We start from the raw sequence: 24,910 nt of genomic DNA on the forward strand, positions 1-24,910 counted from the left end.
CTGTGCAGGGTCAGGAGTGCCGGGGCCTACGAGTGGCAGTGACCGTTCGACGACGGCGGGACGTCGAGCGTGGGGTTGCGGTCGAAGAACCCGACGGGCATCAGCCGGAAGCCGGCGTAGTCGACGGGCATGATCGGCCAGTCCTCCGGGCGCGGCACGTGCGTCAGGCCGAACGTGTGCCACAGGACGACGTCGGCGCCCCGGCCGTCCTCGTCGAGGGCACGGTCGGCCGCGGTCCAGGTCGGCAGGCCCGCCCCGCCGGCGTGCTGGTTGACGTAGTCGCCGGCCGGATAGCGCTCGTCGGCGTCGTAGGCGGTGACCCAGAGGTGCTTCGTCGCGAAGGCGGCGCGGCCGGCGACGACGGAGCGCTCGTCGGCGAGCAACGTCGGGCTCCCGTCGGACTGCAGGGCGTACGCGACGGGGCGGCCGTGGCGGTTGGTCGACTCCGGGTTGACCACCTGCCAGGTGCGGCCGCGGCCCGGATCGGCGAGGCGCTGGGCCTCGGCCTCGTGGGTCAGCCGCGTGCGCGACTCGGTGAAGGCGTTGCCCCAGGGGTTGTCCTCCCCCATCGGCAGGGCGACCACCTCGCACTCCTCGACGGCGTTGCGCTGGCCGTCGACGGCCATGTCCAGGCGCGCCGAGAACAGGTGCTGGTGGTAGGGCAGGCCCAGCCCCGGCGCCACCCGGGTCGCGAACGGGTGCCCCTCGGACGGGTACGCCGAGGTGAACGGGATGCCGGTCAACTTCGACTCGCACGCGATCGTGCCGTCGAGGTAGAGGTACCAGTAGAAGCCGTAGTCGTAGTTGCCGATCGTGGTGAAGAACGAGATCACCATGCGACGCTGCCGGCGGGTCTCCGACGCGTTCGTGAACAGGTCGGTGTGCTTCCAGAGGATCCCGTAGTCCTCCTCGTGCAGGCAGATCGCGTTGGTGATCGTGCGCGGCGAGCCGTCGTCGTCGGCCACCACGACGTCCATGTACCGGATCTCGCCGAGGCAGTCGCAGCCGAGCTCGAGCGAGTTGGCGTAGCGGGCGAACATGTACTCGCCGGCGTCGAAGTAGTTCTGCCAGAACCGCACGGGCGACGGATCGGCGTAGGGCACCACCATCTCGGCGATCGACGCCCGGTAGACCACCGGCCGGCCGTGGATGCCGATCTGGTGCAGGGTCAGGCCCTCGCGCTCGTTGAACCCGATGCGCAGGTCCCAGCCCTCCCAGCGCAGCCGGTTGCCCTCGAGGGTGAAGCTGACCCCCTCGGGCTGGGTGATCTCGATGGGCTTCAGGGTCGTGCGTTGCGGGCCGACCTGCTCGGGGTCGTCGAAGTTGCCCGGCTCGTCGGGCACCGGCAGCGGCGCGTGGTCGATCACGCGGGAGACCTCGCGGGCGACGAGGTCGACGTAGGCGACGACACCGTCGACGGGATGCGCCCAGGGCGAGTCCTTCTCGTGGTCCTGGCGGAACCCGAGCACCCGCGCCATGCGTCGCCCGGTCTCCTCCGGGTAGTAGGCCCCGGCCGAGAGCGGCACGGCCCGGACCGTCGCCGGGTCGATGCCGCGGCGGCGCAGCGCGTCGCACCACTCGGTGGAGGCCAGGACGATCTCCTCCATGATCTCGAACTCGGAGTCGATGATCGGGAGCTGGCCGCTGGTCGCGGGGTCGAGCTCGACCGCCGCGTCGACCTCGCCGCGGGTCGCGGAGACGACGACGTCGCGCGAGGGCGCGCCGCTCATGTCGAGCAGCAGGACGCGGAACCGCCGGTCGACGCGGTCGCCGTCGGTGTGGGCGAGGACGGCCGCCTTGTCGGGCTCCTCGAGCCCGGCGAAGCAGTAGCGGACGGAGTCGCCGAGCATCCCGGCGTCGGCGAGCACCTCCCGGACGGCCCGGAACTCCTCGGTGGTGGCCAGGTCGAGCGGGTGGGTCGCGGCGTCGGCGGCGACGCTCCCCGGGGCGGTGGCGGTCACGGTGCAGTCCTCCGGATCGGCTGGAAACGGGTGGTCACAGGGCGGTCTCGCGGGTGACGACGGGCGGCGTGCCCTCGCGCCGGGTGATGCCGACGGCCACGCCCGCGAGGGTGACGAGGACGAGCACGGCGCCGATCCCGACCGCCAGCGCCGTGGAGCCGCCGATGAGCGTCGGGAAGTTGCCGAGGGTGAGCACCAGGCAGCCCAGCAGCCCCAGCAGCCCCAGCAGCGGGGCGATCCGGGTGTTCCAGACGCGCCGGTCGACCCCGCTGCGGGCGAAGAACACGAGCACGGCCAGGCAGGTCATCACCATGAGGACGAGGACGCCGAGCGTCGCGGTGCCCGCCATCCACGCGAAGACCTGGGCGACCGGGTCGAGCCCGGCCACCGCGAACACCACGATGAACAGCAGCGAGATCCCGGTCTGGGTGAGCGATGCGACGTGCGGCGAGCCGTGGCTCTGGTGCGTGCGACCGCACGCGGCCGGGACGGCCCGGTGCCCTCCGAGGGCGTACCAGTAGCGGGCCGCGACGTTGTGGAACGCGAGGATCGCGGCGAACAGGCTGGTCACGAGCAGGATCGTCACGATGTGCCCGCCGACGGGACCGAGCCAGTTCGTCGCCGTCGAGACCAGGAACGTGCCCGGGTTCGCCCCGGCCTCCGCGACCGCGGCCTCGTCGCCCCATGCGGACACGATGGCCCAGCTGGACACCGCGTAGAAGACCCCGATGATGACGAGCGCGAGGTAGGTGGCGCGCGGGATCGTGCGCTGCGGGTCGCGGGCCTCGTCGCGGAACACCGCGGTGGCCTCGAACCCGATGAAGCTCGCGATCGCGAACATGATCGCGATGCCCACCGCGCCCGAGAAGATCTGGCCGGGGTCGAACGCCGCCGTCGAGAGGCCCTCCGGGGAGCCGCCCGCCAGGACCACCACGACGTCGAGCACCACCACGATCGCGATCTCCGCGATCAGCAGCACGCCGAGGACCCGGCTGGAGAGCTCGATGTGGCGGTAGCCGAGGACGGCGACCACGGCGATCACCGCGATCGTCCAGACCCACCACGGCACGCTCGGACCGCCGTAGCTGGTGACGAGCTCGTCGATCGCCGCGCCGATGTAGCCGTAGACCGCGAGCTGGACGGCGGTGTACGTGGCGAGCGCGAGGAACGCCGCGCCCATCCCGAGCGGCCGCCCGAGACCGTGGCGCACGTAGGTGAAGAAGGCGCCGGCGTCGGGGACGTGCGGGCTCATCGCGCAGAACCCGACGGCGAAGAGCAGGAGCACCACCGCGCACAGCACGAAGGTGGCCGGGAAGGCGGCGCCGTTCCCGGCCCCGACCCCCAGCGGGATGGTGCCCGCGATGACGGTCAGCGGGGCGGCCGCCGCGACGACCATGAAGACGATGGCACCGACCCCGAGGGTGCCGGACAGGCGTGTGGCGGGCGCGTGGGCGGATTCGGTGGGCGCGGCCATGGCGACTCCCGGGAATCGGAGGAAAGGGGCCGAGGAGAATGTCGCGGGTCACGTTTGCGGAGGCGTTCCCGCGGGGTCAACCCCTCGTTGAGCTGCGCGGGGTCCGGAGAGATCCGAACTCCCACGAATCCACGTCGTGACCTTCGATCGTTCTCCGAACGGAGATCGGCCATTCGCGCGGAGCCGTCGGAATGAGAATCGCGGCGGGTCGTTTCTCGTTCGGAGGACGAGTTCGTCGCCGTGACGGGGCTCCGGCCCTACGGTGACGGGCGTGCCGACGCCCGGAGGTCCGCCGTGACGCGCATCCCCGTGCTGCGGTCGCGCTCGCCGGTGGCCGGGCTGCGCCGTCGCTCCCTGCGCCCGCCGGGGGTCTTCGCCCAGTCCGTGGCCACCACCGCCCCGGCCGGCGCGATGGCCTCGACCCCGCTGCTCGTCATCGCCGCCGCCGGCAACGGGGCGCTCTGGTCGTTCGCGATCGCCGCCGTCGTGGTCGGGCTGGTCGCCGCGTGCATCACGGTCTTCGCGCGACGGATGGCCGCGGCCGGCGGTCTCTACAGCTTCACCGCGCAGGGGCTGGGCCCCGGCGGCGCCTACGCCTGCGCGGTGGCGATGGTCGTGGGGTACGGGATGCTCGTCGCCGTCACGTTCGCCGGCGTCTCCTGGTACGGCGGCGCGCTCGTGGCGCGGCTCGCGGGGGGCGGCGACGCGTTCGCCGCTGGCGTCGGCGTCGCGCTCGTCGTCGTCCTCGCGATCACGGTGGCGGTGGGCGCGGTCCGGGGTGTCCGTCTGGCCGGGCGGGTGATGCTGGTGATCGAGGCCGTGTCGATCGGCCTCATCCTCGTGGTGCTCGTCGCGCTCGCCCTGACCACGGCCCCCGGCACGCCGCCGGCCCCGGTGGGCGCCGGGTCCGGGTCGGGGCTGGGTGGACCCGGGCTGGGCGGCATCGCTGTCGGCGTGCTGCCGGCGCTGGCCGCGTTCATCGGGTTCGACAGCGCCGCGTCGCTGGGCGTCGAGGCCCGCAGGCCGTTCGCATCGATCCCCCGGGCCATCACCACCACGGCCGCCGTGGCCGCCGTGCTCTACCTCGTGGCGACCCTCGTGCAGCTGGCCACGCCGGGCGGCGCGGGCCGCGCCACGAGCCCGACGTCGGGCGTCCCGGCGACCGTCGGGGACCTCAGCTGGGCCTCGGTCGGAATGGACGTCGGCATCGTGGCCTCCTTCGGCGCGTGTGCGCTGGCCGCGCTGAACACGCTGGTCCGCGTGCTGTTCTCGCTGGCCCGCGAGGGCGTGGCACCCGCGGCGCTCGGGCGCACCCACCGTCGCCACCTGACACCGGCCGTCGCGGTGTGGGTCACGGTGCCGGTGCCGGCGGCCGTGGTGGTGGTCGGCACCGCCGCCGGCGTCGCGCCCGCGACGGTGTTCGGCGGGCTGGTCGCGGTGGCCACCCTCGGCTTCCTCGCCGCCTACCTGCTGGTGTGCCTCGCCGCGCCCCGGTTCCTCGCCCGCATCGGCGAGCTCACCGGCGGGGTCGTCGTGGCCTCGGTGCTCGCGTCGGCCGCGCTCGTCGCCACCGTCGTCGTGGTGGTGCTCCACGCGAGCGCCGGCCTGCTGATCACCCTGGCGGGCCTGCTCGTTCTCGGCGCCGGCGGCTGGGTGGTCCTGCGTCGGCGCCGCGGGGCGGCCCTGCGGGGGATGGGCGTGTACGACGAGACCACCACCGCCGACGTCCTCGCCGCGGGACCCCGGTGACCTCGCCGATCAGCGGGCGGCAGCCCCAGGCGGTGCGCAGCGCGCTGCTCATCCTCGAGGAGGTGGCCGCGGCCGGGGTCGGCGTCACCGCGAAGGAGATCTCCGCCGCACTGCGGATCCCGCCGGCCACGACCTACCGGCTGCTCAACCTGCTCGTCGCCGAGGAGTACCTCGTGCGGCTGCCCGACCTCGGCGGCTTCGCCCTCGGCCGGCGCATCGCGAACCTCGCGCCCGCGCCCCTCTCCGCCCCGACCGCCGCGCGCGACGTGATGCGCCGGCTGCGCGAGCGCGTCCGCTGGGGCGCCCACCTCGTCGCCTACGACCGGCACCGGTTCCTGTTCGTCGACCCCGACCCCGACCACCCGCCGACCGACGCCGACGAGCTCGCCCGCCACCCGCACGCCAACGGGCTCGGCCGCCTGCTGCTCGCCGAGCACGACGAGCTCCCCGACGGCCCGCTCGCCCGCCTGACCCCGCGGACGGTGGTGGACCGCGACGAGCTCGAGGTCGCGCTCGTCGAGGTCGCGCGCACCGGCCTCGCCCGCCAGTGCGGCGAGTTCCACGCCGCCCGGGGCTGCCTCGCCGTCGCGATCCGCGCGCCCGGCGACGGCCGCCTCGTCGCGGGCCTCGCCCTCACCGGCCCCGCCGACCGCGTCGCAGCGCCCAACACCGAGCTGATCGAGCTCCTCCGCGAGCACGCGGCGGAGCTGGCCCCGCTGCTCGCCTGACCTACCAGCCTGGGGGCCCGCTGACGTCCAGCAGCAGGAAATCCCCCAGCTCAGGGTGCGGCGGCCGCGATCACCGGCACCGGTGCCGGCACGTCGACGCGGTTGCGCCGCCCGGCGAGCCGCGGGAAGCCCGGCAGGCGGGACAGTACGCGCAGCACCGGCGGCGGGCCGGGATCGCCGTTGCCGATGCGCTCGGCCGCGGCGCGCTCCGTGCGCACCTGGGCCCGCTGCTCGCGCTCGACGGCCGGGCGGCGCGCGGCCTCGAGGCCCGCCGCGGCGTCGTCGAGCTGACGCGGCGACGGCGGGGTCCGGCGCAGGGGACCGACGAGACGGTTGGCGAGGTCGGCCGCGTCGGCGAGCGCGAGGTTGATCCCGTTGCCACCCACCGGCGAGATCACGTGCGCGGCGTCGCCGAGCAGCACCAGCCCGGGCCGCGTCCAGCGCTCGACGGTGGTGATGCGCACGGGGAGCAGGGTGAGGTCGGCGACGTCGCCCAGGTCGTCGAGGCGCCCGGCGAGCCACGGCAGGGCGCCGACGGCGGCGTCCCGCAGCGCGGAGATGCCGCGAGTGCGGACCTCGGCGAGCGTGCCCGCGCGGATCGTCCACCCGAGCTGCCAGTCGCCGCCCTGATCGAGCAGCGCGACGCTGCCGGTGGGCGTGCCGAACAGGTCGAGGCCCGAGTACGACGGGTCGTCGTCGCGGCGCGGCAGGGCGTGCCAGAGGATGTCGAGGCTCGCCCCCAGCTCGGTGACCGCGAGCCCGGCCGTCGCCCGGACCTTGGAGTTCCGGCCGTCCGCCCCGACGACCAGTGCGGCGTCGAGGTGGTGCTTCGCGGCGTCCACCGTGTACTCGACGCCGGACACGCGCCCGTCGGGATCGTGGCGCAGCGAGGAGAACCGCGCCCCCATGTGCACCGTCGCCCCGTGCGCGCGGGCCCGCTCGGCGAGCCACGGCAGGAACTCGGCCTGCGGGATCAGCGCGTAGAACGGGAAACGCGTGCTCGCGCCGCGGTAGTCGACGAGCGTCCAGGTGCGCGACGCCGTGTGCCAGCGGAAGGCGTCGGAGCGGGTGTGCGGTACCTCGGCGAGCAGCGGCTCGGCCAGCCCCAGCCCGTCGAGGTACTCGAGCACCCCGGGCGCGAGCGTGTCGCCGCGGAAGCGGCGCGCGAAGTCGTGGCGGGACTCGAGCAGCGTCACCGACGCCCCGCCCCGGGCGAGCAGGTAGGTCAGGAGCACTCCGGCGGGACCCCCGCCGACCACCACGACATCGCTCACTCCATCACGATACCTCTCGACGATGGAGATATCTCGTCGCAGGCGAGCGCCAGCAGCAGGACCGCGGCGTCCGCCGGGACCGTCGGGTCCCGCCCGGTGAGCCCGGTGACGCGGCGCAGACGGTTCAGCACGGTGTTGCGGTGGCAGAACAGCGACGCGGCGGTGTCGGCCACCGCTCCGTCGACGGCGAAGCGGCGCACCGTCGCGACGAGCCGTTCCCGCTCCGCCGCGGGCACGCGGGCCAGACCGCCGAGCTCGCACGCCACGAGGTCGGGCCCGACGTCGGAGAGTCGGGCCGCGGCGAGCGGGAGCCAGGCCGAGGCGAGGGTGCGGGGCTCGGCGGGCCCGCCCGCCGTGACGTCGGCGAGCTCGCCCGCGAGCCGGGCGCGGCGCGGGACCTCGGCGAGGCCGTGCGCCGTCGGTCCCACCCCGCAGCGCACGCCCTCGAGGGCGGCCCGCACCGGCGCGCCGTCCGGCCCCTCCCAGCGCGCGAGCAGCACGCTGTGCCGGCCGGTCGGCTGTACGTGCACCGGGCGACCGCCGGCGGCCAGGCGGTCCGCGGCCCGTCGGAGCGCGGCCGCGTCCCCACCCGCGGCCGCGGCGACGAGGACGTCGTCCCCGGCGTCGAGTCCCAGCGCGATCGCGGCCCGCCGGACGTCCTCCGGAGCGGGGTCGTCGGCCGCGAGGAGGATCCCGACCAGCGCCGTGCGCTCGCCCTGGCGCTCCCGCGCGAGCACCGCCTCCTCCTCCAGGTACGCGAGCCGGATGCGGGACGAGTAGTCCTCGACGACGGTCCACACGGTCTGGACGCGCTCGACCAGCAGCGCCGCCTCGTCCGGCGTCGCCCGTGCACGCAGGGCCTCCCACAGCACGCCGAAGTCCTGGCGGACCGCGGTGAGCAGGTCGTCGAGCGGCACGCCGCGGCGAGCCCGGTCCCGGCCGATCGTGGGCCCCACCTCGGCCAGCCGCTCCGGCACGGCGCGCCCCGCGAGACGGCCGAGCAGGTAGGCGAACGTGTCGTCGGCGTCGGCGTCGAGCCGCTCGGCGGGGACGAGGCCCCGCCCGTAGGCCGGCACCGTGCGGACCCGGTCGACGAACGCGACCCGCAGCGCGTCGGCGTCGTCGCGCACGCGCTCCACGAGATCCCGCCAGCGACGATCGTTGTGCATCTGCCCAACCTAGGGCGCGCGGGACGCGACGAGGACGCCTTCCGTGCGCCGGACGGTCCGGGCACGCTGGAGCGCTCACCACCGAGGCCGTCACCGGAGAGGACGCCGTGCACCTGATCCCCCGCGAGCAGGAGAGGGTGCTGCTGCACAGCGCGGCCGAGCTCGCCCGTCGTCGCCTCGCGCGGGGCGCCCGGCTCGGGGCGTCGGAGGCGGTCGCGCTGGTGTGCGACGAGATCTGCGAGCTGGCCTGGGACGGTCACGACCTCGACGAGGTGGTGCGGCGCGCGCACGGGATCGTCGGGCCCGACCAGGTGCTCGCGGGCGTCGCCACGACCGTGCCGTCGGTGCAGGTCGAGGCGCTGTTCCCGCACGGCACGACCCTCGTGCACGTCGACCGGCCGTTCGGGCCGCCGACGCCCGAGGGCCCCGGCGCCGTCCGCCCCGCCGCCGGGACGGTCGAGCTCGCCCCGGGCCGGGCCCGCTGCGGGGTCCGCCTGCACAACGAGGGCGACCAGCCGGTCTGGGTCACCTCGCACGTCCCGCTCGACCGGCTCAACCGGCGGCTCCGCGTCGAGGTCGACGACGAGGTCGACACCGACGACGCCGACCCCGCGCGCCTGCGCCTCGACATCGCCGCCGGGACGGCGCTGCGGGTGGAGGCCGGGACGACGCGGGCGGCGACGGCCGTGCGCCTGGGAGGTGTCGCCCGGTGAGCTCCCTCGACCGCGCCGAGTACGCGAGGCTCTACGGCCCCACGACCGGTGACCGCGTGCGCCTCGGCGACACCGACCTGTGGGTGGAGGTGGCCGCCGACGACACCGAGCCCGGCGAGGAGATGCTCGGCGGCTGCGGCAAGACCGCCCGCCAGGGCGCGCTGGTCACCGACCGCGCGCCCCGCGACAGCGCGCTCGACATGGTCGTGCTGGGCGTCCTCCTGCTCGACCCCGTCCTCGGGATCCGCAAGACCTCGATCGGCATCGCCGACGGGCGCGTCGTCGGGGTGGGCCGTGCCGGCAACCCGGACGTCCAGGACGGCGTCGAGCTCGTCGTCGACGCCCACACCGCGATGGTGCCGGGCGAGGGCCTCGTCGCGACGCCGGGCGCCGTGGACTCCCACGTCCACCTCTCCAACGCCGACCTCGTCCCGGCCGCGCTCTCGGCGGGCGTGACGACGCTGGTCGGCATGGGCATCGGCGGCGTCTGGGACGTCGGCGCCAACCCCGCGCCCAACCTGCACACGCTCATGGCCTCCTGGACCGGCGCGCCGGTCAACGCCGCGTTCCTCGCCCGGGGGTCGTCCGGCTCGGCCCAGCTCCTGGAGCGGGCGGTGCTCGCCGGCGCGGGCGGATTCAAGGTCCACGAGGACTGGGGCGCCGGCCCGGACGCCGTCGACACCTGTCTGGGCGTCGCCGAGCAGGCCGACCTCCCCGTCGCCCTGCACACCGACACCCTGAACGAGTCCGGCTTCCTGGAGGACACGCTCGACGCCGTGGGCGGGCGGACCGTGCACGCGTACCACGTCGAGGGCGGCGGCGGGCACCCCGACCTGCTGCGCATCGTCGGCCGGGACTCCGTCCTGACGTCGTCGACCACGCCCACCCTCCCGCTCACCGCCGCGACCGTCCGCGAGCTGGGCCCGATGACGATGACCGTGCACCGCGGGCACCCCGACCTGCCCAGCGACCGGACCATCGCCGCGAGCCGCATCCGCGAGCACGCCATCGCGGCGGAGAACCGGCTGCACGACGACGGCGCCATCTCCATCATCAACTCGGACGCGCTCGGCATGGGCCGGATCGGCGAGACCGTGCGCCGCACCTGGCAGCTCGCCCACGTGCAGGCCCACCTCGCCGGCGAGACCGGTCCGGACGTCGCGAACAACGCGCGGGTCCTGCGCTACCTCGCCAAGCTCACGCACAACCCGGCCGTCGCGCACGGGCTCGCCGGGCACGTCGGCTCGCTGCGGGCCGGCCGCGTCGCCGACATCGTGCTGTGGTCGCCCGCCTGGTTCGGGGCGGTGCCCGAACTGGTGATCAAGTCCGGGTTCGTCGCCTGGGGCGCGGCCGGGTCGGGGTCGGGCTCGACGCGGATCGGTCAGCCCCGCCGGATGCGCGGCTTCCACGGGGCCCGCGGCGGTGCGCCCGCCCGGCTGTCCCACCAGTTCGTCGCCGCCGCGTGCCTCGACGACCCGGCCACGCGTGCCGCCCTGCCGATCGGGCCGCGCTACACCGCGATCGCGGACAGCCGGGGCCTCGGCGCCGCGGACATGCTCTTCAACACCGCGACCCCCGACGTCGAGATCCCCGGTGAGCCGGCGCCGGTGCGGGTCGACGGCCGCGAGGTGCCGCTGCACCACGCCGTGGACCTGCCCCTGACCCGACTCCACCACCTGGCGTGAGGAGGCCTCCCGTGTCCGACGAACTGGAGATCGACCTCCTGCTGCGCGACGCCGACGTCCTGACCCTCGACGACGCCCGCCCGCGCGGCCGGGCGCTGGCCGTCCACCAGGGCCGCATCCTCGCCGTGCTGGAGGACGACGAGCTCCCGGCCGGGGTGCGGGCGCGCCGCGTGGCCGGCGTTGGGGGCGCGACGGTGGTGCCCGGATTCGACGACGCCCACCAGCACACAGCCTGGTTCGGGCAGTCGCTCGCCGAGATCCCCCTCGGCGGGCTGCGCGACCTCGACGCCGTCTACGACGCGGTCGCCGTTCGGGCGGCCGAGCTCCCGCCCGACGCTTTCGTCGTCGGCAGCGGCTACGACGACGTCGCGCTCGGCGGCTCGCCGGACCGGCACGCGCTCGACCGTGCCGGCGGCGGCCGGCCGGTGTGGCTCAAGCACCGCTCCGCGCACGTCTGCGCAGTGTCCACCGTGGTCCTGGCGCGGGCCGGCGTGCTGGACGGGCAGGCCGTCGTCCCCGCCGGGGGCGTGATCGTCCGCGACGACGCCGGCGACCCCACCGGCGTCCTGCTCGAGGCCGCGCAGGCGCTGGCCGGCGACCTCCTGCGGCCCTACGGCGTGACCGACCTGGCCGACGCGATCGCGCGCGCCACCGCCGTGTTCGCCCGGGAGGGCCTCACCCACGTCACCGAGGCCGGGATCGCCGGCGGGTGGATCGGGCGCTCGCCGCGCGAGCTGGCCGCCTACCAGCTCGCCCGCGAGCGCGGGGACCTCACCGTGCGGGTCGACCTCATGCCCGAGATCTCGGTGCTGCACGACGCGCCCGGCGGGGCGGGGCGGGGCCTCGATCTCGGGCTGCGGCCGGGCCTCGGTGATGACGAGCTCCGCATCGGACCCGCGAAGATCTTCTTCGACGGCGCCCTGAGCTCGCGCACGGCGGCGATGCGGGAGCCCTACGCGGATCGCGACCACGCCGGCTACCTCGGCGCCGAGCCCGAGGTCCTGCACGACGCCCTCGTCGAGGCCGTCGCCGGCGGCTGGACCGTCGCCGCGCACGCCATCGGCGACCGGGCCGTCGACGCCGCGGTGGACGCCTTCTCCGCGGCCGCCGACCGGCCCTGGCCCGGCGTGCGCCCACCCCGGCACCGCCTCGAGCACGCCGGGGTCGTCGACGACGCCGCTCTCTCGCGCCTGGCCGCCCTCGGCGTCACGCCGATTCCGCAGGCCCGCTTCCTGTACGAGATCGGCGACTCGATGGCCGCCGCCGTCGGCGACGAGCGCGCCGGCCTGCTCTACCGCCACGCGTCGTTCCTGCGGGCCGGCGTGCGTGTGCCCGCGAGCTCGGACCGGCCGTGCGTCGCCGACGGGCACCCCCTGCGCGGGATGGCGTCGATGGTGCAGCGCCGTACCGCGGCGGGGCGCGTCCTCGGCGCCGACGAGGCCGTCGACGTCGAAGCCGCGCTGCGCGCCTACACCGTCGACGCCGCCTGGATCGCCGGTGACGAGGACGTCCGCGGGCGGCTCGCGCCCGGCCTCGCCGCCGACCTCGTCGTCCTCGGCGACGACCTCACCCGCGTCGACACCGACCGCATCGGCGACATCGAGGTCGTCGCCACCCTCCGGGGCGGGCGCGCCACGCACGGCGCCGACGCCCTGGGACTGCCGCCCGACGGAGACCCCTCATGAGCGACACCTCGTCCCCGGACCGCACCCCCACCGCGGCCGACGCCCGCCGCGTCGCCGTCGGCGCCTTCGTCGGCACCGCGCTGGAGTGGTACGACTTCTTCCTCTACGGCACCGCCGCGTCCCTGGTGTTCAACCGGCTGTTCTTCGCCACCGACGACGCCGTGGTCGCCACCCTCGCCGCGTTCGCCTCCTTCGCCGTCGGGTTCGCCGCGCGCCCGCTCGGCGGGATCATCTTCGGCCACCTCGGCGACCGCATCGGGCGGCGCGCCTGCCTGCTGATCACCGTGGTCATGATCGGCATCGTCACCGGTCTCGTGGGTGTGCTGCCCGACTTCGCCGACATCGGCGTCGCGGCGCCGGTGCTGCTGACCCTCCTGCGCCTGCTGCAGGGCGTCGCGGTCGGCGGGGAGTGGGGTGGCGCGATCACCCTCGCCGTCGAGCACGCCCCGCCGGAGAAGCGCGGGCGGTACGCGGCGATGCCCCAGATCGGCTCACCCGTCGGCACGCTGCTCTCCTCCGGCGCGTTCCTGCTCGTGGCGCTGCTGCCGCCCGAGGACTTCGACTCCTGGGGCTGGCGCCTCCCGTTCCTCGCGGCGTTCCCGCTGGTCGCCGTGGCCCTGTGGCTGCGGCGGCGCGTCGAGGAGTCGCCGCTGTTCGACCGCCTGCTCGCCGAGGACGCCCGCGCGTCCGCCCCCGTCCGCGAGGTGATCACCGGCGCGTGGCCGGGCCTGCTCGTCGGCGCCGGGTCCGCGCTGCTCGGGGTCGGGGGCTTCTACCTCGCGACCACGTTCGTCATCAGCTACGCCACCGGTGACCTCGACCTGCCGCGACCCCTGGTGCTGGGCGCGACCCTCGTCGCCGCCGTGGTGGAGATCGGGGTGCTCGTGATCGGCGGCCGCCTCGCGGAACGCTTCGGGGCCGCGCGGGTGACGGTGCTCGGGGGCGTCGCGTCCGCCGTCGTCGCGCTGCCGATGTTCTGGCTCCTCGACACCCGTAACGCCGCCGCGGTCGTGTTCGGCGTGACGCTCGGGGTCGCGATGCTCTCGATCCCGTACGCGGTCTCCGGCGACCTGCTCGCCCGGCTCTTCCCGGCGCGCCTGCGCTACAGCGGCATCGCGCTCGCCGCCAACCTCGCGGGGATCGTGTCCGGCTTCGTCCCCCTCGTCGCCACCGCGGTGCTCGCGGCGGCCGGCGGGGGCTCGTGGGCGCCGGGGCTCCTGCTGGTCGGGATCGCCCTGATCACCGTGGTGAGCGGGATGGTGGCGCCGCGGCTCTACGTGCCCGAGGGCGAGCTGTCCCTCGAGGACAGCCGGCCTACTGCGCCCAGGGAGGCGTGAGCCGGGAGCCGTCGGCGAGCTCCGCCTCAAGACCGGGCGACGTGGTGACCCAGACGGACGCCGTCGTCGTCCCGCCGTCGACGCGCAGCTCGGCGCGGGCCGGGACGAGGACGACGTCGCCGGCGACGACCGTCTCCGGGTGGCCGTCGAGGACCACGGTCAGCTCGCCGTCGAGCACCAGCAGCACCTCCTCGCGGCTCGGCCGGTGCGGCGCCCCGACCTGGCCCGGTGGGACCTCGAGGCGCCAGGCGCAGAGCTCGGCGCTGCCGCGCGACGGGGCGACGAGGGCGTGGAAGGACGCGCCGTGCACCTCGTGGCGGACGGCGTCGGCGGGGCGGAGGACGGGCATCGGGACTCCTCGGGATAGTCAATGTGATTGACCATATGGTCAGTCTGCTTGACCGGTGTGTCAAGGTGCGGGCGTGGACGACCGTGCTGCCACCGACCTGGCCATGCTCGTGCTGCGCGCCGCCACCGAGGTGGTCGACGGCATCGGAGAGGGCATGGCGGCTCGCGGGTACGACGACCTGCGGCCCGCGCACGGCTTCGCGTTCGCCCGGATCGCGGCGGCGGACACCACGGTCGTCGACCTCGCCGAGCACCTCGGGACGACCAAGCAGGCCGCGAGCCAGCTCGTCGCGGGGCTCGTCGAGCGGGGCTACGTCGTGCGCGAGCCCGATCCCCGTGACGCCCGCGCGCGGTTGCTGCGGCTGACCGAGGCGGGCGAGGCGTGCACCCGTGCGGCGGAGGCGGCGGCCGCCGACGTCGTCGCCGGCTGGAACGAGGTGCTGCCCCGGGCGTCGCTCGGCGCCCTGCACGCGATGCTGCGCCGCGTCGTCACCCCGGGGCCGCTGCGCCCCGCGTGGTGACCGGCCGCGAGTGATCGACGGAAGAATACGGACACTCAACGTCAGCGACGGCACTTCGCTGACACCCCGGGCCTCAGAGCTTGCGCAGCCTCAGCAGGGCGTCGGCGAGGATCTCGTCGCGCTTGCAGCACGCGAAGCGGACCTGGGTCTCGACGCCCTCGGGCGAGGCGTGGAAGACCTGGTTCGGGACGGCCGCGACGCCGACGCGCTCGGGCAGCGAGCGGCAGAACTCGAGCGAGTCGGTGACGCCGAGGGGCGCGACGTCAGCGGTGACGAAGTACGTCGCCTTGGAGTGGAACACCTCGAGGCCAAGCTCGCGCAGGCCGTCGGTGAGCAGGTCGCGCTTGCGTCCGAGGTCGGCGCCCAGGGCGGCGAGCCGGCTGTCGGGCAGCTCGAGCCCGACCGCGATGCCGTGCTGCAACGGCGTGCCGGCGGCGAAGGAGAACCACTGCTTGACCCCGAGCACCTTCTCGACCAGCGGGGCCGGGCCTGTCGCCCAGCCGATCTTCCAGCCGGTCACCGAGAACGTCTTGCCGCCCGAGCCGACGGTGATCGTGCGCTCGAACATCCCCGGCAGCGTCGCGATCGGGACGTGGACGTTGTCGTCGAACACCAGGTGCTCGTAGACCTCGTCGGCCAGCACGATGAGGTCGTGCTCGATCGCGACGTCCGCGATCGCCTGCAGCTCGTCGCGCGAGAGCACCGCGCCGGTGGGGTTGTGCGGGGTGTTCAGCACGATCATGCGGGTGCGCCCGGTGACCGCCGCCCGCAGCGCCGCGGGGTCGAGCGCGTAGTCGGGCGCGTGGATGCGCACGGGCACCAGGTGCGCGCCGAGCAGCTGCGCGGTCGCCCCGTAGAGGTCGTAGTACGGCTCGAGCGCGATCACCTCGTCGCCGGGACGCAGCAGCGCGGTCATGGCCGACGAGAGCGCCTCGGACGCGCCGGAGCAGACCACCACGCCGCCGGTCGCCTCGACGTCGAGGCCGTACCAGCGGCGCTGGTGCTCCGCGATCGCCGTACGCAATGACGCGATGCCCACCGCCGGCGGGTACTGGTTCCATCCCTTGTGCATGGCGGCGACGGCGGCGTCGACGACCTCGTGCGGGCCCGGCGTGTCCGGGAAACCCTGGCCGAGGTTGATCGCGTCGTGCTCGAGCGCCAGCCGGGACATCTCACTGAAGATCGTCTCGGCCACTAGTCGGTCACTCCCATTCGATCGTCCCCGGCGGCTTGCTCGTCACGTCCAGGACCACACGGTTGATCTCAGCGCACTCGTTGGTGATCCGGGTGGAGATGCGTTCGAGCACGTCGTAGGGCAGGCGGGTCCAGTCGGCGGTCATCGCATCCTCGCTGGAGACGGGACGCAGCACCACCGGGTGCCCGTAGGTGCGCCCGTCACCCTGCACACCCACCGAGCGCACGTCGGCGAGCAGGACCACCGGGCACTGCCAGATCACCTCGTCGAGGTCGGCCGAGGTCAGCTCCTCGCGGGCGATCGCATCGGCGCGGCGCAGAGTGGCGAGCCGGTCGGCGTCGACGGCCCCGATGATCCGGATCGCGAGCCCCGGACCGGGGAACGGCTGGCGACGCACGATCGTCTCGGGCAGGCCCAGCTCGGCGCCGACCTTGCGCACCTCGTCCTTGAACAGCGCGCGCAGCGGCTCGACCAGCGAGAACTGCAGGTCGTCGGGCAGACCGCCGACGTTGTGGTGCGACTTGATGGTGGCCGCGCCGGACCCGCCGCCGGACTCGACGACGTCGGGGTAGAGCGTGCCCTGGACCAGGAAGTCCGCGCCCTTGCCCTCGGCCACCTCGCGCGCCGCGCCCTCGAAGGACCGGATGAACTCCCGGCCGATGATCTTGCGCTTCTCCTCCGGGTCGACGACGCCCGAGAGCTCGCGCAGGAACGTCTCCGCCGCGTCGACGGTGACGAGGTCGACGCCCGTGGCCGCGACGAAGTCGCGCTCGACCTGGCCGCGCTCGCTCTCGCGCAGCAGGCCGTGGTCGACGAACACGCAGGTGAGGCGATCGCCGATCGCCCGCTGCACCAGCGCCGCGGCCACCGCGGAGTCGACGCCGCCGCTGAGGCCGCAGACGGCGCGACCCTCCGGGCCGATCTGCGCGCGGATCGCGTCGACGGTCTCGGCGATGATGTTCGCGGTGTTCCAGTCGGCGTCGACGCCGGCGACGTCGCGCAGGAAGCGGCGCAGCACCTCCTGGCCGTGCGGCGAGTGCCCGACCTCCGGGTGGTACTGGACACCGGCGAACCGGCGCGCCACGTCCTCGAACGCGGCGACCGGCGCACCGGGCGACGACGCGGTGACCGTGAAGCCCTCGGGCGCCTTGGTCACGCCGTCGCCGTGGCTCATCCACACCGGGTGCGCGACAGGCAGGGCGTCGTGCAGGCGCCCGGGATCGGTCACCGACAGCTCCGTGCGCCCGTACTCCCGCGCGCCGGTGTTCTCGACGACGCCGCCGAGCGCGCCGGCCATGAGCTGGAAGCCGTAGCAGATGCCGAACACCGGCACCCCGGCGTCGAACAGCGCGGGGTCGACGCCCGGGGCCCCGTCGGCGTAGACGCTCGCCGGCCCGCCGGAGAGCACGATCGCCGCCGGGTCCTTGGCGAGCATGTCGTCGACGGCCGTCGTGTGCGGGACGACCTCGGAGTACACCTGCGCCTCACGCACCCGCCGGGCGATGAGCTGCGCGTACTGCGCGCCGTAGTCGACGACGAGGACGGGGCGGTCACCACTGGAGCTCACGGCCCCCATCGTGCCGGAAGGCGCACCACCGGGACGTCCTTGCCTTGTAGTGTCCATGACACTAGTGTCCTCGCTACCATGACTCAGCGCTCCGGACTCGCCCTCGCCGTCCTCGCTCTCGCCGCCGAGGAGCCCATGCACCCGTACCGGATGCAGCAGCTCCTGCGGGAGCGCGGCAAGGACCAGGTCGTCAACGTCGGCCAGCGCTCGCAGCTCTACAAGACGATCGACCGCCTCGTGCGCGACGACCTGCTCGTCGCCCGGGCCACCGAACGGGAGGCGACGCGGCCGGAGCGCACCGTCTACGCGGCCACCGACGCCGGCCGCGAGCTGGCGATCACCTGGACCCTCGACATGCTCACGGCGCCACGCCACGAGTTCGCCGAGTTCACCGCCGCGCTCGCCCACCTGCCGCTGCTCGACCCCGAGGTCGCCGCGGACGCGCTGGCCCTGCGCCTGTCCGACCGGCGCAGCGAGCTCCAGCGCGTGCGCCACGACCTCGAGACGGCGCCCGCGTTCCTGCCGCGCATCGTCGTCGTCGAGGCCGAGTACGCGATCGCGCACCTCGAGACCGACGTCGCCTGGATCGCCGCCCTGCTCGACGACCTCCGCTCCGGCGCCCTCACCTGGGACCGCGCCGCGCCGAACTGACCGACATCGCACGCCGGGCGGACACCGGCGGGGAGGACACGCCATGAAGGTGATCATCATCGGCGCCGGGACCGGCGGCATGTGCCTCGCGCACGGCCTGCGCCGCGCCGGCGTCGACGTCGCCGTGCACGAACGCGACCGGACCCGGACGAGCGGCCTGCACGGCTACCGGGTCGGCATCTCCCCCAACGGCGCCCGAGCACTCAAGGCCTGTCTGTCCCCCGAGCTCTTCGCGACGTTCGTGGCCACCACCGCCGCGCCCTACGACACGCTCGCGATGCTCACCGAGCGGTACCGGACGTTGCTCACGATGTCGTTCGACGACCTGCCGCACACCAGCGGCGACCCGGAGGACAGCGAGCACAACGTCAGCCGGATGACCCTGCGCCAGGTCCTCTTCACGGGCATGGAGGACGTCATCACGTTCGACCGCCGCTTCACGCACTACTCCCAGCACCCCGACGGGCGCGTGACCGCGCACTTCGACGACGGCAGCTCGGACACCGGCGACCTGCTCGTCGGCGCCGACGGCGCGGGCTCGCCGGTGCGGCGCCAGTACCTCCCGCACGCCAGGCACACCGAGACCGGCCTGGTCGGCATCGGCGGGAAGACGCTGCTCACCGAGCGCACCGAGGCCCTGCTGCCGGACCCCGTGCGGAACGGCTTCGGCATGTGCTTCGACCGCCGGGGCCAGTTCGGGATCACGCACGTGATGCGGATGCCGTGGGGCGGCGTCGACGGTCCGGGCTCCAACGACGAGGGGCTCGTCGAGCGCTGGCCCGGCCTGCGCTTCGACAACACCACCGACCACGTGTCCTGGGCGATCACGACGTCCCGCACCCTCGCGCCGGCCGACGTGCTCGAGCGCGAGGGCGCCGACCTCGTCGCCCTCGCCGGCGAGCTCGGCGCCGACTGGGACCCGCGCTGGCTCGACCTGATCGCCACCTCCGACCCCGGCGCGGCGGTCGCGCTGAGCATCCGCACCGCCGACCCGGTCCCGGCGTGGACCCCGAGCACCGTGACGATGCTCGGCGACGCGATCCACACGATGACCCCGGGCCGCGGGGCGGGCGCCAACACCGCGCTGCGCGACGCCCGCGAGCTGCGCGACCGGCTCGTGCGCGTGCGGGACGGGGAGCTCGGGCTCGTCGAGGCCGTCGGCGAGTACGAGGACCTCATGCGCCGGTACTCGTCGCTCGCCGTGCGCGAGTCGCTGGAGTTCATGAACGACAACGGCACCGCCCGTCGCCCGGTGATCGGCCCGCTCTCGGTGCTGGCCCAGCGCACCGGGATGCGCCTGGTCGACCGCATCCCGCCCGCCAAGCGCCGCATGGCCCGCGGCTTCCAGAAGGTGCGGGACTCCGAGCTCGTGTGAGGGCCTCCGGCCACGTGAGTGTTCCGGGTCGTCCTGACGACCCGGAACACTCACGTGCGGAGCATCAGTGCGAGGGGTCCTGCGTCCACGTCGCCGCGATGCCAGGGCACCTCGGCGAGCGGGACGGCCAGGCGCAGGTTCGGAGCCCGTCGTGAGAGGGCCGTCAGCGCTGCGGTGATCTCCAGCCGGGCCAGCGCCGCGCCCAGGCAGTGGTGCGGGCCCCGCCCGAAGCCCAGGTGCGGGCCGCGCCGGCCGGGGCACAACGCCTCGGGGTCGTCGAAGCGGGCCGGGTCGTGGTTCGCGGCCTCGATCCGTAGGAGCACCTCGTCGCCGGCCGCGACCGCGACGCCGCCGATCTCCAGGTCCTCCTGGGCCCAGCGCGGGAACACCTCGACACCCAGGCGCCGGACGAGCTCGTCGACGAGGGCCTCGACGTCGGCCCGCTCGGCGAGGCCGGCCAGGGCGTCGGTGCGCAGCAGGTGGACCACGGCGACCGCGAGCCCTCCCCGCACCGTGATCACCCCGGCCGCCAGCAGCGCGCTGACGAGGGCGACCAGCTCGCCGTCGCCCAGCCGCCCGTCGTCGGCGTCGTCCACGGCGACGAGGGCGCTGAGGAGATCCGCACCGGGGTCCTGCCGGGCGGCCGCGACGAGCCCGGCGGTGAACGCGCTCAGCGCGCCCCACGCGCGCTCGGCCTCGGCGAGCTGGGCGGGGTCGCCCGTAGCGGCCGCCGGATCGGCGCGCAGGGCGTCCTCGACCAGACTCCGGAACTCGGGGTGCTCGGCCAGGTCGACACCGAGCAGCAGCCCGAGGCTCCCGACGGCCAGGGGCGTCGACAGCACGTCGACCAGATCGACCGGGCCGTCGGCGTCCACGAGCGCCGCGACGTGGGCCTCGGCGAGCGCGGTCACCCGCGGCGCCAGATCGGCGATGCGGCGCGGGGTGAACGCCCGCGCGACGAGGCGGCGCAGGCGGGCGTGCGCCGGCCCGTCCTGGAACAACGACGCGCGCTCGTCGACGGGGACCCCGGGCGGCACGAGCCCGAGACGCCGGTCGGCGAGTCCGGCCGCGACCAGGTCGTAGGACGTGACGAGCCACGCGCGGCGCCCATCGTCGCGGACGACACGGCTCACGGATCCGGCCGTCCGGTCGTACGCCGGCGGCCCCACCGGGTCCGGGCGTTCGAGCGGCAGCGCCTGCTCCACGGCTCCTCCTCCACAGTGCCGATGCCACGAGAAGGATGACGATACAAGTGCAATGTGACAAGGTGACGCCGTGCCGAAGCAGGTCGACCCCCACGAGCGCCGGACGCTGCTCGCCGACGCCCTGCTCCGCGTCGCCGCCACCCGCGGCCTGATGGACGTGAGCCTGCGCCACGTCGCGGCCGAGGCCGGGGTCACCGCGGGGATGGTGCAGCACTACTTCCGCACCAAGGACGACATGATGGTCTTCGCGTTGGACGTCGTCTCCGCCCGCGTCCAGGCCCGTCTCGAGGCCGACCCGACCACGCACGACGGGCCACGGGCAGTCGTGCGCGCCCTGCTCGTCCAGCTCCTGCCGGTCGACGACGACCGCGTGCTCGAGGGCCGGGTCGCGATCGCCTTCCACGCCTACGCCGCGAGCCGCCCCACCGTGGCGACCCGGCTGCGCGAGGACACCCGGGGGATGCGCGCCATGATCGCGGAGCAGATCCGGTCCGCAGGACGTGGCGCCCTGGAGCCCGAGCAGGCCGCCACCGGCCTGCTCTCGCTCGTCGAGGGGCTGGCCGTCCACGTCCTGGGCGGTCACGTCACCGCCGACCACGCCGTCGCCACCCTCGACGCCCACCTGCGGATGGCCTTCGGCCACGTGAGTGTTCTCGGTCGTCCTGACGACCCGGAACACCCACGTGCGGAGCATCGATGAGTTCGCGGCGCGGCGGCCGTCCACCTCTCGACGCACCCGCCGAGGAAGGGATCCTCATGCCCGTGGCCGACCCCCGCACCGTCTACGCCGCCACCCACGTCGAGCGGGCCGCGCTCGCCGACGACCTCGCCGGGCTCACCGACGCGCAGTGGGCGACGACGTCGCTGTCCGACCGGTGGACGGTCGAGGAGACCGTCGCCCACCTCACCGCCGCCGCGAGCATCGGGCCCTGGCGCTGGGTGCGCAGCGTCCTGGGTGCGCGGTTCGACTTCGACCGGCACAACGACCGCCGGCTCGCCGAACACCGCGGCACGACGCCCGCGGAGACCCTCGCGCGCTTTCGGGCGGTGCAGGACAGCACGACGTCGACGTGGGGCCCGAAGGCGGCGTGGCTCGGCGAGGTCGTCATCCACGGCGAGGACATCCGCCGCCCGCTCGGGATCGTGCGCACGCCGCCCGTGGAGACGACCACCACGGTCGCCGAGTTCGTCGCGAGCCGCGACTTCACGGTCGCCGGGAAGACGGTGAGCGAGGGCCTGCGCCTCGAGGCCACCGATGGCCCGTTCGCCGCCGGCGACGGCCCCCTGGTCACCGGTCCGACGCTGGCGCTCGTCATGGTCATGGCCGGGCGCGCCGCCCACCTCGATGACCTCGACGGACCCGGTGTCGCGGCCCTGCGCAGCCGACTCGCTAGAACGCCGCCTCGAGAAGCCCCATGAGGCTCTCCCGCGTCACCGGGGCGGGGTTCGCGTAGGGCGCGGCGAGCACCTGCTCCACGACGCGGGGCAGCCCGTCGGCGGGCATGCCGAGGGCCGCCAGCGAGGTCGGGGCGCCCAGGTCGCGGGCCCGGGCGGCCAGGGCCTTCGCCACCGTGTCGGGGTCGGGGCCCACCCCGAGCGCCCGGCCCAGCGCGGCGGCCGCCGCGGGCGCGGCGGGGCCGTTGTGGGCCACGACGTGCGGGAGCACCACGGCGTGGGTCTCGGCGTGCGGCAGGTCGAACGAGCCACCCAGGACGTGGCAGAGCTTGTGGTGCAACGACATCGTCGTCGCCCCGAGCACCGCGCCGCAGAGCCACGCGCCCTGCAGCGCCCCGGACCGCGCGTCCAGGTCGTCGGGCGTCTCCACGATCACCGGGAGTGCCGCCAGCAGCGCCCGCGCGCCCTCCTCGGCCATCACCGCGGTGATCGGCGTGCCGTCCGGCGCCCACAGCCCCTCGACGGCGTGGGCGACGGCGTTGAGCCCGCTGGTCACCGAGAGGCCGACCGGCAGGGAGACGGTCAGCTCGGGGTCGTAGACGACCGAGCGCGGCAGGACCGCCCGGTCGCGACCGGTGCGCTTGACCCCGTCCTCGGTGAGCCCCCAGATCGGGGTCATCTCCGAGCCGGCATAGGTGGTCGGCACGGCGACGACGGGCAGGCCGTGGCGCAGCGCGACGGCCTTGCCCAGCCCCACCGACGACCCGCCGCCGACCACGACGCAGCCGTCCGCGTCGAGCTCCCGGGCCCGGTCGGCAGCCGCGCCGGCCACCTCGACCGGCACGTGCTGCCGCGCGCCCGCGAAGACGCCCGCAGCGCGCCCGCCGAGCCCGTCCGCGGCCCGCTGCAGCGTCGCCTCCTGCTCCGGGGTCCCGAGCACCAGCACCCGGGTCAGCCCCAGGCGCTCGACCTCCTCGCCCAGCTCGGCGAGGCGGCCGGGGCCGAACACCACGCGCATCGGCAGGGCGTCGTGGACGAAGCGCATGCCCGTCAACGTACGTCCGAGGAGGCGGGGACCAGCACGATCTCGACGTCCGCGTGCCGGTACGGCCGGTCCATCCCCTCGGTGACCTGATCGACCTCCACGAAATCGACGACGAGGTCGGGCTTCACCGCGAACACCGCGTCCTGCACGAGGTACGGGCTGCCCTTCACGAACAGGTGCGTCGTCAGCGTCTCGAACCCCGGCGACGAGACGAGCAGGTGCACGTGCGCGGGCCGGTAGGGATGACGCCCGGTGGTGCCCAGCAGCGCGCCGACGGGTCCGTCGGTGGGGATCGGGTAGTGGGCCGGGACGACGGTCCGGAACCGGAACCGGCCCTCGTCGTCGGCGTGGAAGAGCCCGCGCCCGTTGCCCGCCGGCTGCACGTCCGGCTGCTGGACGTCGTAGAAACCGTCTTCGGTGCACTGCCAGACGTCGATCTCCGCGCCGGGCACGGGCCGCCCGGCCGGGTCGACCACCCGGCCGGTGACCAGCGCGCGCCGCCCGCCGCCGACGTCGTCGATGCTGTCCCCGAGCTCGCGCGCCGGGGACGACGTCATGTGGAAGGGGCCGAGCACGGTGCTCTCGGTGCCTTCAGGGGAGCCGTTGAGCGTCTCCACCAGCGACGACACCCCGAGCACGTCGGAGAGCAGGATGAACTCCTGGCGGGTGTCGTCGCACATCGCGCCGACGTCGGCGAGGAAGCCGATCGCGGTCTCCCACTCGGCCACGGTGGGCTCCACCTCGCGCACGAGCTCGTGGAGGTGCACGACGACGCGCTCGAGGATCGTGCGCAGACGCTGGTCCGGGGTGGACGCGAAGCTCGCGAGCACCTCGTCCGTGAGTCCGGTGCTCACAGCCGCAGCAGCCGCTCGGCGTTGCCGTGCGCGATCTTGGCGCGGTCGGCCTCGCTGATCGGGGCGGTGCGCAGGAACTCGGTGGCGACGTCCATCTCCTCGAAGGGGTAGTCGGTGCCGAAGAGGATGTGGTCGGACCCCAGCGCGAGCAGCGAGCACAGCAGCGGCGCGGCGGAGCAGACGCCGCTGGTCGTGATGTAGAGGTTGTGGCGCAGGTACTCCGACGGGCGCCCGCGGGCCAGCTCGATGCCGTGGTGGGCATGGAAGTCCCAGCGCGAGTCCAGGCGCCAGAGCACGAACGGCAGGGCCTCGCCCATGTGCCCGAGGAGCAGCTTCGCCTCGGGGAAGTCGTCGAACACCCCGGAGAAGATCAGCCGCAGGGCGTGCGACGCGGTGTCGGTGCCCCAGCTCCACATCGGGCCGATGAGCTCGGGGTGGCCGGACAGGACGTCCGCCGCGTCGACGCCGTTGGCCGGGTGCAGGTACAGCGGGACGTCGAGGCCGGCCGCGTACTCCCAGACGACGCGCAGCTCGGGGTCGTCGAGGTAGCGGCCCTGGGTGTGGGCGTTGACCAGCGCCCCGCGCAGGCCGAGCTGCGTCACCGAGCGCTCGAGCTCCTTCGCCGCGGCCTGCGGGTCCTGCAGCGGCAGCGCGGCGAAGCCCGCGAACCGTGTCGGGTGGGCCTCGATCGTCGCGGCGAGCAGGTCGTTGACGGCGGTGGCGCGCGAGACCGCCGTCGCGGCGTCCGGCTCGGCCTGCAGGCCAGGCGAGTTCAGCGAGAGCACCTGCACGTCGAGCCCGGCGGCGTCCATGCGCTCGAGCCGCGCCCCGGTGAGGTCGAGCAGCCGGCGCGACATCTCCGCCCAGACGTGGGGTTCCGCGATCGTCGCCGTGCCCGCGCCGTACCCGGCGAGCTCCTCGGTGACGAAGTGCTCTTCCAGCCCGATCGTCCGCATCCTGACCTCGCTCCTGAGATTCA

General features: G+C 74.8%; 22 protein-coding genes. 11 read left to right on the forward strand and 11 right to left on the reverse strand.

The genetic code is table 11. The features are described 5' to 3' along the window. Window positions 1-26 precede the first annotated feature (26 nt). Window positions 27-1,961 carry a primary-amine oxidase gene (locus tag PH189_RS20500; protein ID WP_274190683.1) on the reverse strand — a complete coding sequence of 645 codons (1,935 nt, stop codon included), beginning with the start codon at window positions 1,959-1,961 and terminating at the stop codon, window positions 27-29. Window positions 1,962-1,995: 34 nt separating this feature from the next. Then, the gene (locus PH189_RS20505; protein ID WP_274190684.1) at window positions 1,996-3,435 is read right to left on the reverse strand and encodes an APC family permease; all 1,440 of its coding nucleotides are present in this window, start codon (window positions 3,433-3,435) and stop codon (window positions 1,996-1,998) included. A gap of 294 nt (window positions 3,436-3,729) precedes the next feature. On the opposite strand from PH189_RS20505, the gene PH189_RS20510 reads away from it, so the two are divergent. Both PH189_RS20510 and PH189_RS20515 read left to right on the forward strand, forming a co-directional pair. Then, entirely contained in the window at window positions 3,730-5,184 is a 1,455-nt protein-coding gene (locus tag PH189_RS20510; protein WP_274190685.1) for an APC family permease, read from the forward strand. Continuing rightward, window positions 5,181-5,912, forward strand: coding sequence for an IclR family transcriptional regulator (locus PH189_RS20515; protein WP_274190686.1), 732 nt, complete (start codon window positions 5,181-5,183; stop codon window positions 5,910-5,912). Before PH189_RS20510 ends, PH189_RS20515 begins: the two co-directional genes overlap by 4 nt. A 50-nt stretch (window positions 5,913-5,962) precedes the next feature. Here the strand turns inward: PH189_RS20515 and PH189_RS20520 are convergent, their stop codons facing one another. Together PH189_RS20520 and PH189_RS20525 are read right to left on the reverse strand one after the other, a co-directional pair. Then, on the reverse strand, window positions 5,963-7,186 hold the full coding sequence (locus tag PH189_RS20520; protein ID WP_274190687.1) for an FAD-dependent monooxygenase: 1,224 nt from the start codon (window positions 7,184-7,186) through the stop codon (window positions 5,963-5,965). Beyond that, window positions 7,183-8,355 carry a helix-turn-helix domain-containing protein gene (locus PH189_RS20525; protein ID WP_274190688.1) on the reverse strand — a complete coding sequence of 391 codons (1,173 nt, stop codon included), beginning with the start codon at window positions 8,353-8,355 and terminating at the stop codon, window positions 7,183-7,185. The genes PH189_RS20520 and PH189_RS20525 overlap by 4 nt, the downstream gene beginning before the upstream one ends. A gap of 107 nt (window positions 8,356-8,462) precedes the next feature. Here PH189_RS20525 and ureA point away from each other — a divergent pair, with 107 nt between their 5' ends. From ureA to PH189_RS20545, 4 genes are read left to right on the forward strand one after another with little or no spacing between them, the layout of a single operon-like run. Continuing rightward, window positions 8,463-9,068 carry an urease subunit gamma gene (ureA, locus tag PH189_RS20530; protein WP_274190689.1) on the forward strand — a complete coding sequence of 202 codons (606 nt, stop codon included), beginning with the start codon at window positions 8,463-8,465 and terminating at the stop codon, window positions 9,066-9,068. Further along, window positions 9,065-10,753 carry an urease subunit alpha gene (locus tag PH189_RS20535; protein ID WP_274190690.1) on the forward strand — a complete coding sequence of 563 codons (1,689 nt, stop codon included), beginning with the start codon at window positions 9,065-9,067 and terminating at the stop codon, window positions 10,751-10,753. Before ureA ends, PH189_RS20535 begins: the two co-directional genes overlap by 4 nt. Window positions 10,754-10,764: 11 nt before the next feature. Then, the gene (locus PH189_RS20540; protein ID WP_274190691.1) at window positions 10,765-12,438 is read left to right on the forward strand and encodes an amidohydrolase; all 1,674 of its coding nucleotides are present in this window, start codon (window positions 10,765-10,767) and stop codon (window positions 12,436-12,438) included. Continuing rightward, the gene (locus PH189_RS20545; RefSeq protein ID WP_274190692.1) at window positions 12,435-13,775 is read left to right on the forward strand and encodes an MFS transporter; all 1,341 of its coding nucleotides are present in this window, start codon (window positions 12,435-12,437) and stop codon (window positions 13,773-13,775) included. The genes PH189_RS20540 and PH189_RS20545 overlap by 4 nt, the downstream gene beginning before the upstream one ends. Here the strand turns inward: PH189_RS20545 and PH189_RS20550 are convergent. Then, window positions 13,753-14,124: a cupin domain-containing protein gene (locus tag PH189_RS20550; RefSeq protein WP_274190693.1), complete on the reverse strand. Its 372-nt coding sequence runs from the start codon at window positions 14,122-14,124 to the stop codon at window positions 13,753-13,755. The two genes, PH189_RS20545 and PH189_RS20550, sit on opposite strands and share 23 nt — an antisense overlap. 73 nt (window positions 14,125-14,197) lie before the next feature. Between PH189_RS20550 and PH189_RS20555 the strand changes: the two genes are divergently transcribed. Continuing rightward, on the forward strand, window positions 14,198-14,644 hold the full coding sequence (locus PH189_RS20555) for a MarR family winged helix-turn-helix transcriptional regulator (RefSeq protein ID WP_274190694.1): 447 nt from the start codon (window positions 14,198-14,200) through the stop codon (window positions 14,642-14,644). A 73-nt stretch (window positions 14,645-14,717) separates the two neighbouring features. Here the strand turns inward: PH189_RS20555 and PH189_RS20560 are convergent, their stop codons facing one another. Both PH189_RS20560 and guaA read right to left on the reverse strand, forming a co-directional pair. Then, window positions 14,718-15,839: an aminotransferase class I/II-fold pyridoxal phosphate-dependent enzyme gene (locus PH189_RS20560; protein ID WP_337994178.1), complete on the reverse strand. Its 1,122-nt coding sequence runs from the start codon at window positions 15,837-15,839 to the stop codon at window positions 14,718-14,720. 7 nt (window positions 15,840-15,846) lie between these two features. Continuing rightward, window positions 15,847-17,415, reverse strand: a complete 1,569-nt coding sequence (guaA, locus tag PH189_RS20565) for a glutamine-hydrolyzing GMP synthase (protein ID WP_274190695.1) — start codon at window positions 17,413-17,415, stop codon at window positions 15,847-15,849. Between the two features lie 69 nt (window positions 17,416-17,484). On the opposite strand from guaA, the gene PH189_RS20570 reads away from it, so the two are divergent. Together PH189_RS20570 and PH189_RS20575 are read left to right on the forward strand one after the other, a co-directional pair. Then, window positions 17,485-18,057 carry a PadR family transcriptional regulator gene (locus PH189_RS20570; protein ID WP_274190696.1) on the forward strand — a complete coding sequence of 191 codons (573 nt, stop codon included), beginning with the start codon at window positions 17,485-17,487 and terminating at the stop codon, window positions 18,055-18,057. A 43-nt stretch (window positions 18,058-18,100) separates the two neighbouring features. Beyond that, on the forward strand, window positions 18,101-19,432 hold the full coding sequence (locus PH189_RS20575; protein WP_274190697.1) for an FAD-dependent oxidoreductase: 1,332 nt from the start codon (window positions 18,101-18,103) through the stop codon (window positions 19,430-19,432). Between the two features lie 50 nt (window positions 19,433-19,482). Here PH189_RS20575 and PH189_RS20580 read toward each other — a convergent pair whose 3' ends face one another. Beyond that, window positions 19,483-20,637 carry a cytochrome P450 gene (locus PH189_RS20580; protein ID WP_274190698.1) on the reverse strand — a complete coding sequence of 385 codons (1,155 nt, stop codon included), beginning with the start codon at window positions 20,635-20,637 and terminating at the stop codon, window positions 19,483-19,485. Window positions 20,638-20,707: 70 nt separating this feature from the next. On the opposite strand from PH189_RS20580, the gene PH189_RS20585 reads away from it, so the two are divergent. Further along, complete coding sequence (locus tag PH189_RS20585; RefSeq protein WP_274190699.1) at window positions 20,708-21,337, forward strand: TetR/AcrR family transcriptional regulator; 630 nt, start codon at window positions 20,708-20,710, stop codon at window positions 21,335-21,337. A gap of 56 nt (window positions 21,338-21,393) precedes the next feature. Then, window positions 21,394-22,056 (forward strand): maleylpyruvate isomerase family mycothiol-dependent enzyme, encoded by a 663-nt coding sequence (locus tag PH189_RS20590; protein ID WP_378014990.1) that lies wholly within the window; start codon window positions 21,394-21,396, stop codon window positions 22,054-22,056. Here PH189_RS20590 and PH189_RS20595 read toward each other — a convergent pair. From PH189_RS20595 to PH189_RS20605, 3 genes are read right to left on the reverse strand one after another with little or no spacing between them, the layout of a single operon-like run. Further along, window positions 22,028-23,077 carry a maleylacetate reductase gene (locus PH189_RS20595; protein WP_274190701.1) on the reverse strand — a complete coding sequence of 350 codons (1,050 nt, stop codon included), beginning with the start codon at window positions 23,075-23,077 and terminating at the stop codon, window positions 22,028-22,030. The genes PH189_RS20590 and PH189_RS20595 overlap by 29 nt on opposite strands. Window positions 23,078-23,082: 5 nt before the next feature. Beyond that, window positions 23,083-23,931 carry a dioxygenase family protein gene (locus tag PH189_RS20600; RefSeq protein ID WP_274190702.1) on the reverse strand — a complete coding sequence of 283 codons (849 nt, stop codon included), beginning with the start codon at window positions 23,929-23,931 and terminating at the stop codon, window positions 23,083-23,085. Beyond that, a complete protein-coding gene (locus PH189_RS20605; RefSeq protein ID WP_274190703.1) occupies window positions 23,928-24,887 on the reverse strand; it encodes an amidohydrolase family protein in 960 nt (319 codons plus the stop codon). Before PH189_RS20605 ends, PH189_RS20600 begins: the two co-directional genes overlap by 4 nt. Window positions 24,888-24,910: the final 23 nt, after the last annotated feature.

Source organism: Actinomycetospora chibensis, from assembly GCF_028737215.1.
Taxonomy (GTDB): domain Bacteria; phylum Actinomycetota; class Actinomycetes; order Mycobacteriales; family Pseudonocardiaceae; genus Actinomycetospora; species Actinomycetospora chibensis.

Excerpts from the sequence above, each read along its gene's own strand:
- PH189_RS20505 (WP_274190684.1), bottom strand. The coding sequence starts at position 3,435 with ATGGCCGCGCCCACCGAATCCGCCCACGCGCCCGCCACACGCCTGTCC.
- PH189_RS20525 (WP_274190688.1), bottom strand. The coding sequence starts at position 8,355 with ATGCACAACGATCGTCGCTGGCGGGATCTCGTGGAGCGCGTGCGCGAC.
- PH189_RS20545 (WP_274190692.1), top strand. The coding sequence starts at position 12,435 with ATGAGCGACACCTCGTCCCCGGACCGCACCCCCACCGCGGCCGACGCC.
- PH189_RS20550 (WP_274190693.1), bottom strand. The coding sequence starts at position 14,124 with ATGCCCGTCCTCCGCCCCGCCGACGCCGTCCGCCACGAGGTGCACGGC.
- guaA (WP_274190695.1), bottom strand. The coding sequence starts at position 17,415 with ATGGGGGCCGTGAGCTCCAGTGGTGACCGCCCCGTCCTCGTCGTCGAC.
- PH189_RS20570 (WP_274190696.1), top strand. The coding sequence starts at position 17,485 with ATGACTCAGCGCTCCGGACTCGCCCTCGCCGTCCTCGCTCTCGCCGCC.
- PH189_RS20575 (WP_274190697.1), top strand. The coding sequence starts at position 18,101 with ATGAAGGTGATCATCATCGGCGCCGGGACCGGCGGCATGTGCCTCGCG.
- PH189_RS20590 (WP_378014990.1), top strand. The coding sequence starts at position 21,394 with ATGCCCGTGGCCGACCCCCGCACCGTCTACGCCGCCACCCACGTCGAG.
- PH189_RS20595 (WP_274190701.1), bottom strand. The coding sequence starts at position 23,077 with ATGCGCTTCGTCCACGACGCCCTGCCGATGCGCGTGGTGTTCGGCCCC.
- PH189_RS20605 (WP_274190703.1), bottom strand. The coding sequence starts at position 24,887 with ATGCGGACGATCGGGCTGGAAGAGCACTTCGTCACCGAGGAGCTCGCC.